This is a genomic window from Streptomyces microflavus, from assembly GCF_014650075.1.
Taxonomy (GTDB): Bacteria; Actinomycetota; Actinomycetes; order Streptomycetales; family Streptomycetaceae; genus Streptomyces; species Streptomyces microflavus.
The window spans coordinates 149,562-156,127 of sequence record NZ_BMUG01000015.1; the positions used below are offsets into that span (position 1 = coordinate 149,562).

The 6,566-nt window shown below is 65.7% G+C and carries 7 protein-coding genes; 4 read left to right on the top strand and 3 right to left on the bottom strand.

Going from position 1 to position 6,566, the window contains the following annotated elements; all coding sequences use genetic code 11:
* Positions 1–63 precede the first annotated feature (63 nt).
* Positions 64–513, bottom strand: a complete 450-nt coding sequence (locus IE264_RS33980) for an SRPBCC family protein (protein ID WP_032759674.1) — start codon at positions 511–513, stop codon at positions 64–66.
* 538 nt (positions 514–1,051) lie between these two features.
* Between IE264_RS33980 and IE264_RS33985 the strand changes: the two genes are divergently transcribed.
* Positions 1,052–1,882: an alpha/beta fold hydrolase gene (locus tag IE264_RS33985; RefSeq protein ID WP_032759675.1), complete on the top strand. Its 831-nt coding sequence runs from the start codon at positions 1,052–1,054 to the stop codon at positions 1,880–1,882.
* Positions 1,883–1,964: 82 nt separating this feature from the next.
* Here the strand turns inward: IE264_RS33985 and IE264_RS33990 are convergent, their stop codons facing one another.
* Entirely contained in the window at positions 1,965–2,174 is a 210-nt protein-coding gene (locus IE264_RS33990; protein ID WP_015613196.1) for a hypothetical protein, read from the bottom strand.
* Between the two features lie 101 nt (positions 2,175–2,275).
* Here IE264_RS33990 and IE264_RS33995 point away from each other — a divergent pair, with 101 nt between their 5' ends.
* The 3 genes from IE264_RS33995 (at position 2,276) to IE264_RS34005 (ending at position 5,314) form a co-directional block, all read left to right on the top strand.
* Positions 2,276–2,572 (top strand): hypothetical protein, encoded by a 297-nt coding sequence (locus IE264_RS33995; RefSeq protein WP_158706577.1) that lies wholly within the window; start codon positions 2,276–2,278, stop codon positions 2,570–2,572.
* A 613-nt stretch (positions 2,573–3,185) separates the two neighbouring features.
* A complete protein-coding gene (locus tag IE264_RS34000) occupies positions 3,186–4,412 on the top strand; it encodes a phospholipase D-like domain-containing protein (protein ID WP_190167759.1) in 1,227 nt (408 codons plus the stop codon).
* A gap of 314 nt (positions 4,413–4,726) precedes the next feature.
* On the top strand, positions 4,727–5,314 hold the full coding sequence (locus tag IE264_RS34005; protein WP_229887898.1) for a hypothetical protein: 588 nt from the start codon (positions 4,727–4,729) through the stop codon (positions 5,312–5,314).
* Between the two features lie 110 nt (positions 5,315–5,424).
* Here IE264_RS34005 and IE264_RS34010 read toward each other — a convergent pair whose 3' ends face one another.
* Positions 5,425–6,288, bottom strand: a complete 864-nt coding sequence (locus IE264_RS34010; RefSeq protein WP_051822114.1) for an RNA polymerase sigma factor SigF — start codon at positions 6,286–6,288, stop codon at positions 5,425–5,427.
* Between the last annotated feature and the right edge of the window lie 278 nt (positions 6,289–6,566).

Sequence of the window (6,566 nt, forward strand, 5' to 3'; positions counted from 1 at the left end):
CTGCGAAGCCTGGTTGCCACCGTCAAAATCGCAAGGTCTCGCGTGGTGGTGCTCATGCCGCGGTCAGATCGCGCGCTCGGCGGCGGCCTTGATGCGTTCGCCGAAGTCAGGGGCATCTTTGCGTGCCGCACCACCGGCCAGGGGGAGCAGCAATTTACCGATGCCGTGACCGTCGAGGACATTGAAGAGGCGCACACGGGTGCCCCCTTCGGGGGTCGGCGCGAGGTCGTAGCCGCCCTCTCGTACAGTGATCGAGTTCTGGGAGTCCTCCCGCCAGCGAATGCGTGTGGGGGTGGTCAACTCCGTTATTGCGAAATCCCGTTCGGACTGCATTCCAGCATCCTTGACGGTGCTGTGGAAAACGGTTCCCAGCTTCGTTACTCCGTCGGGGCTCTTTTCGATCTTGAGCACGCGAGGGCTGAAGTCGGGGTCGTTCCGTCCGTCCGCCAGGTAAGTGAATACAGCTTCGATGGGGCGGTCGATGATCACAGTGGCCTCGAATTGAGTACTCATACGCCTCTCCCGGAGAGGGCGGCCCCCACAGGACCGCAGCAGTGGGTTGCGCCGGCAGCACACCTGAGGGGATGCACAGTCCGCGTTCGGTAAAGCTGCAGGCGACCGTCGGTCGCCATCTCCAGGATATCGTTGATGCCTTCGATCGGCAGGAATGGACAGAGCGGATAAGTCTCACCAGCAGCCTTGGAGCCGGGCCCGGACCTTGCCGCGAGTCCACCGCCCTGGACGGCAGGCTCGTATAGAGAAGCCTTCGAGAGCGGGCTCCTGCGGAAGGGTGAATCCACAGTCGGGCAACCGTGCTTTGCACACGCGATATTCAGCTACTTCCGGTGACGAATAGTATCGGCCGGAGGCATGCCCGCAGGGCCGTGGAGTACATGTGCCGCACATTGAACCTGGGTGTAATGTCTCATTTATCCGTACCGGCTGTGCATCACCCACCGGACGACGAGAGGGGTCTCCGCCCCTCGGGCACTCGGCTGGCCGGTGATCACCGAACTCACCTTTCACATCCGCCATCCGAAGGGGTTCCGCCATGGGCAAGGTCACCACGAGCGACGGCACCAGCATTTTCTACAAGGACTGGGGTCCGCGCGACGGGCAGCCGATCGTGTTCCACCACGGTTGGCCGCTCAGCGCCGATGACTGGGACAATCAGATGCTGTTCTTCCTCGCGAAGGGCTACCGCGTCATCGCTCATGACCGCCGAGGTCACGGGCGGTCCTCCCAGAGCCAGAGCGGTCACGAGATGGACACCTATGCAGCGGACGTAGCCGAGGTCACCGACGCTCTCGATCTGCGGGGAGCCGTTCACATCGGCCACTCGACCGGCGGTGGCGAGGTGGCTCGGTACGTGGCGCGCGCGAAGCCCGGACGGGTGGCCAAGGCGGTCCTGGTCGGCGCGGTACCACCGATCATGGTGCAGACGCCGTCCAACCCCGGCGGCCTGCCCATCGAGGTGTTCGACGGATTCCGAGCTTCTCTGGTCGCGAACCGGGCACAGTTCTACATCGATGTTCCCTCCGGGCCGTTCTACGGGTTCAACCGACCCGGCGCCGAGGTGTCCAAGGGAGTGGTCGACAACTGGTGGCGGCAGGGTATGCAGGGTGCCGCCAACGCCCACTACGAGTGCATCAAGGCATTCTCAGAGACGGACTTCACCGAGGACCTCAGGGCGATCGACGTCCCGGTTCTGGTGGCCCACGGCACCGATGACCAGATCGTCCCCTACGACGACTCGGCGCCGCTGTCGGTCGCACTGCTCAAGAATGGCCGCCTCAAAAGCTACGACGGTTTTCCTCATGGCATGCTGACGACGCATCCGGAGGTGCTCAACCCCGACCTGCTGGCATTCATCCAGGAGTAGGCAGCTCACCCCTCGGCCTTCGGTACTACGGCACACCGAAACTCCGGTGCGCCGTACCGGACATGCGAGGTGGATGTTCCGCTCAGCCTCGCGGCAGGTCTCCGGCGGCCTTGTCCAGATACTGGAGTTCGGTGGAGTCGATGCCCGAGATCTCGGCGACCTCCTCGACCGGCTCCCCCTCGCGGACCGCGGCCACGGCTTCGAGCTCAACATCGGCACGTGCCGCGTCAGCGGCTGCCTCGGCAGTGCGCTGACGCTGGGCAGCCAACTCAACAGAGGAAATCGTATCCATGCGCCTTATATTTCCACACGTGTGAGCTGGTCATGAACAGCTAGGAGCATGAGATGGGTTGCCCGGAGGGAGGCGCAGCCGGCCACCGTGCAGGCGGCAACGTGATCCGCACCCTGCAGCTGCTGCGCTTCCTCTCCGATACGCCGCTGCGCCGACGGATCGTGCGGCGGCAGGTCGGTCCAGAAGACCTGGCGCACATCTCGCCGTACCTGACCGAACACATCAACCGGTTCGGCGAGTTCAGCACCCACAAACTCGGTATCCATCCCGCGGCGTACGGCCCGAAAGCGGATCTCGCCGGCGAACCGGCGCCGACCGGGCCCGCCCGCCCTGGCCCGATGCCGCCCTCCTTCCGACGCCGCAATCGACGACCCGGCACTACCGGAGTTGCTGGCTGAGCCGGCGGCGGCGCAAGCGGACGAGATGGACGCCGACCCCGTCAACCGGGAACTGTCCATCGCGCGCAAGGCGATCGGCTGGTGGCACCGCCAAGGCTGGATCGAATGCGACCCCACGATCGGCATGGACCGGCGCCGCACGGGCCGACGAGGTGCCGTTGCGTCAAGTGCCATGACACACGACGCCCCGAGGACGACACCTCGCCCCCGATGCTGCCTGCCCGGTCCCGCCATGCCTCCGTCTGCTCCCTGGAGCGGTACGCCCGCCCGGCATCGGCTCGGCCGCCCCGCATGTGGCTGAACGCGACTCCGCTCCACGCCGCCGCACGTAAATCCGGGCGGATCAGGGCTTCAAGATCATCCCGTGACCCCTTGAACGTGTGACAGCTCCTGCGGGCAAGGTTCTCTGCTTCCTGCCGACACCCGGGGCTGTCGCAGAACCCCCGAGTCTGTCAGCAGAATCCCCGGGTCATCAGGGGGTAGACGGTCGCTGCTTGAACTCCGGTGACGCATGACCACGAACCTCCCGTTGCAATCCGTTTCAGCGGATGGCTCGGAGTCCGTAGAGCCGGAACGCACAGTGTTCATACACCCCGACATACAAAGGTGACGCATGTCCGACGTGATCGAAACCCCCGCATACACGCCGCTGGACGGGCGGGCAGAACTCGACCCGCGCGTCTGCGAGGAGCGCTCCCAGCGGCTCAGACGCAGGCTGGAGCGGCTGATCGGGATCGCGGCGACCGAGGGCAACGCGCTTGTCCCGCTGCGCAACGGCGACGAGATCTTCGGCGCGATGCTGAAGGCGATCCGGGGCGCCGAGCACACCGTCGACATGATGACCTTCGTCTACTGGCGGGGTGACATCGCGCAGGAGTTCGCCGAGGCGCTCGCCGACCGGGCGCGGGCCGGCGTCCGGGTCCGGCTGATGCTGGACGGCTTCGGGTCCCGGCTGATCGAGAAGGACCAGCTGGACATGATGGACGAGGCCGGGGTGACGGTGGCCTGGTTCCGCAAGCCGCTCTACCTCTCGCCGCTCAAGCAGAACCACCGCTGCCACCGCAAGGTCCTCATCACCGACGAGTCCACCGCGTTCACCGGTGGCGTCGGGATAGCCGAGGAGTGGTGCGGCGACGCGCGCAACGAGAACGAGTGGCGCGACACCCATGTGCAGGTCCGCGGGCCCGCGGTCGACGGGCTGGCCGCCGCGTTCGCGCAGAACTGGGCCGAGTGCCAGGAGGAGCTGTTCGACGACCGCGACCGTTTCGTGGCGAGCGACCGCCACGGTGACGCCGTCGTGCAGGTCGTGCGCGGTTCGTCGTCCTTCGGCTGGCAGGACATGCAGACCCTGATGCGGGTCGTCCTCGAATCCGCCGAGGAGCGCATCCGCCTCACCACCGCCTACTTCGCGCCCGACGACTACTTCACCGGTCTGCTCTGCGCCGCCGCCCGGCGCGGGGTGGAGGTCGAGATCCTGCTGCCGGGCCCGCACACCGACAAGCGGGTCTGCCAGCTCGCCGGCCAGCGCCACTACGAGGAGCTGACCGCCTGCGGGGTGAAGATCTACCAGTACCAGCCGACGATGATGCACGCGAAAACCCTCACGATCGACCGGATCGCCTCCCTCATCGGCTCCACCAACTTCAACCGGCGCTCCCTCGACCACGACGAGGAGGTCATGCTCGCCGTCATGGACTGCGACTTCACCGCCGCGCTCGACGGCCACTTCGACGAGGACCGCGAGAAGAGCGTGCTGATCGAACGCGGCCGGTGGAAGCGGCGCGATGTCCTCCAGCGGGTGCGGGAAGCGGCCGTCGTTCCCATCCGGCGCTACCTCTGAGCATCGGCGGCCAGGACCGACGGTCAACGGCCAGGCCGGTTCGTGGCCCGAGACGGCGTGGTCGCTGGTGAAGCGCGGGCTCCGTCAAGCCTGACCGGCCGCTCTCTCGGACCTGACGGTGTTCCGGCTCGGGGTGCCGCCACCGGAGGAGGTCGCCGCGTCACGAGATGACAACGACCGCAGGTGCAGTGAACCGATCCGTGGCCGATAGTTGTCTCCGCCGCGAGCATTGTCCCAAGCGCGTCGAACACATCGGGTCCTGCCGCAGACCAGGCTTGATGCGAAGAGCCTTTGTCGGTGTGGGCTTGGTGTGTGTGCTGACGCTGACGTCCTGCGGCGGAGACGAACACGGGGCGGGTGCGGCGCCAAGCGTCGTCCAACAAACACCCAGCCCTCAGGACAGTACGAACGCCTCCCCTACGGCCGAAATAGATCCTGACGGCGAAGATGGCGGTGATGATGGGGAGCCTTCAGCGGTACCGAAGGCTCCCCCTGCGCCGGACGCGCCGCCCGCACCAGCCGCGTCCGAGGCGGGAGACGAGGAGCCGGGCGACTGCGACCACAAGATGCCCGTCTCCCCCCACGAACTCGCGGTCTACCGCTACACCCCCGAGGGCGGGAACCTCGGCTTGATCGTGAAGTACGGCAACTGGGGCTGCGCTAGCCCCGATTCGGACGGCCCGCCCTTCGAGACCGTTGGCAACGAGATCTACCAACCGCTGGATCTGTCCGCCCACATCACGGTCACGGATCCGATCGTGAAGAGTACGGAGAACCAGCCGATCACCGTGCAGAAGTTTCTCGACTGGCTCGAGACCCACCCCAACAGTGGGTTGGTGTTCACCTATCGGCTGAACAGTGACGGGGCCATCAACCATCTGGAGCAGGTGTTCACCCCCTGAAGCTCTGCTGAAGTCGTCGGAACCTGCTACCGGCTCCGGCACCGTCGCGAGCACCAGGCCGAGCCCGCCCGGGGCTTCCGGACGGGCTCGGCCGCATCATCGGGGGCAGCTCACTTCTGGGTCAGCATGTCCGTACGGAGTTTGGTAAGGAGGCGGGAAAGGATTCGGGAGACATGCATCTGCGAGATGCCGAGGTGCTCGCCGATCTGAGCCTGGGTCATGTCCTGGCCGAACCGCATCCTGATGATCTCCCGCTCACGCTCGTCCAGGAGTTCGAGAAGTGGGGCCAGGGCGTGGAGATCCTCCACCAGTTCCATCGCCGGATCCCAGTCGCCCTTGATGTCGCCATAGGTGACGGTCTCGGCGCTGCTCTGATCGGACCCGAGCGGCAGATCGAGGGAGCCGGCGGTGTAGCCGTTGGAAGCAATGAGACCGTCGATGACCTCTTCCTCTTCAATGCCGAGGTGTTCGGCCAGTTCCGCTGTGCCGGGGTCCCGGCCGAGAGCGGTGGTGAGCTCCTCCTTGGCCTTGGCCAGGGTGATGCGGAGTTCCTGCAGACGTCGGGGTACGTGCACGGACCAGGTGGAGTCGCGGAAGAACCGTTTGATCTCACCGACGATGTACGGGACCGCGAACGAGGTGAACTCGACCTCGCGCGACAGCTCGAAGCGGTCGATCGCCTTGATCAGGCCGATGGTGCCGACCTGGATGATGTCCTCCATCTGGCCGTCACCGCGGTTGCGGAAGCGCTTCGCCGCGAACTGCACCAGCGAGAGATTCATCTCGATCAGCGTGTTCCGTGCGTACTGATACTCGCGGGTGCCCTCCTCCAGCACCTGCAACTGCTCGAAGAACAAGGCCCCCAATGCCCGAGCGTCCTTGGGCGCGATCTTCAGCGGATCATCGATCCGTGGAAGCCCGGACGGGACAGTGGGATCCGCAGCCGCGGTCGCGGTCTCCGTGGATATCGACACGGTCAGTCCTCCGAATTTTCCCAGTACTTGCCGCGGTGTCCCGCGCGCACGCGGCACCGTCTACCCAGGCGGCCACATCGCACACCGCGCAGGGAAGACGTCTTCGGAGTACGCGTTCCCCGGGCCGACACCGGAAATGTAAGCCCTGACCAGGGCATATCTGCCGCGTGGCCCGTTCACCGGCCACGGTGGGCAAGCGAGCCGTCGGCACCTCCCTGACTAAGAGGTCATCTCATTTGGATAGCTCGGTATTCTGTGGGTCATGGTGGGGATCGTTG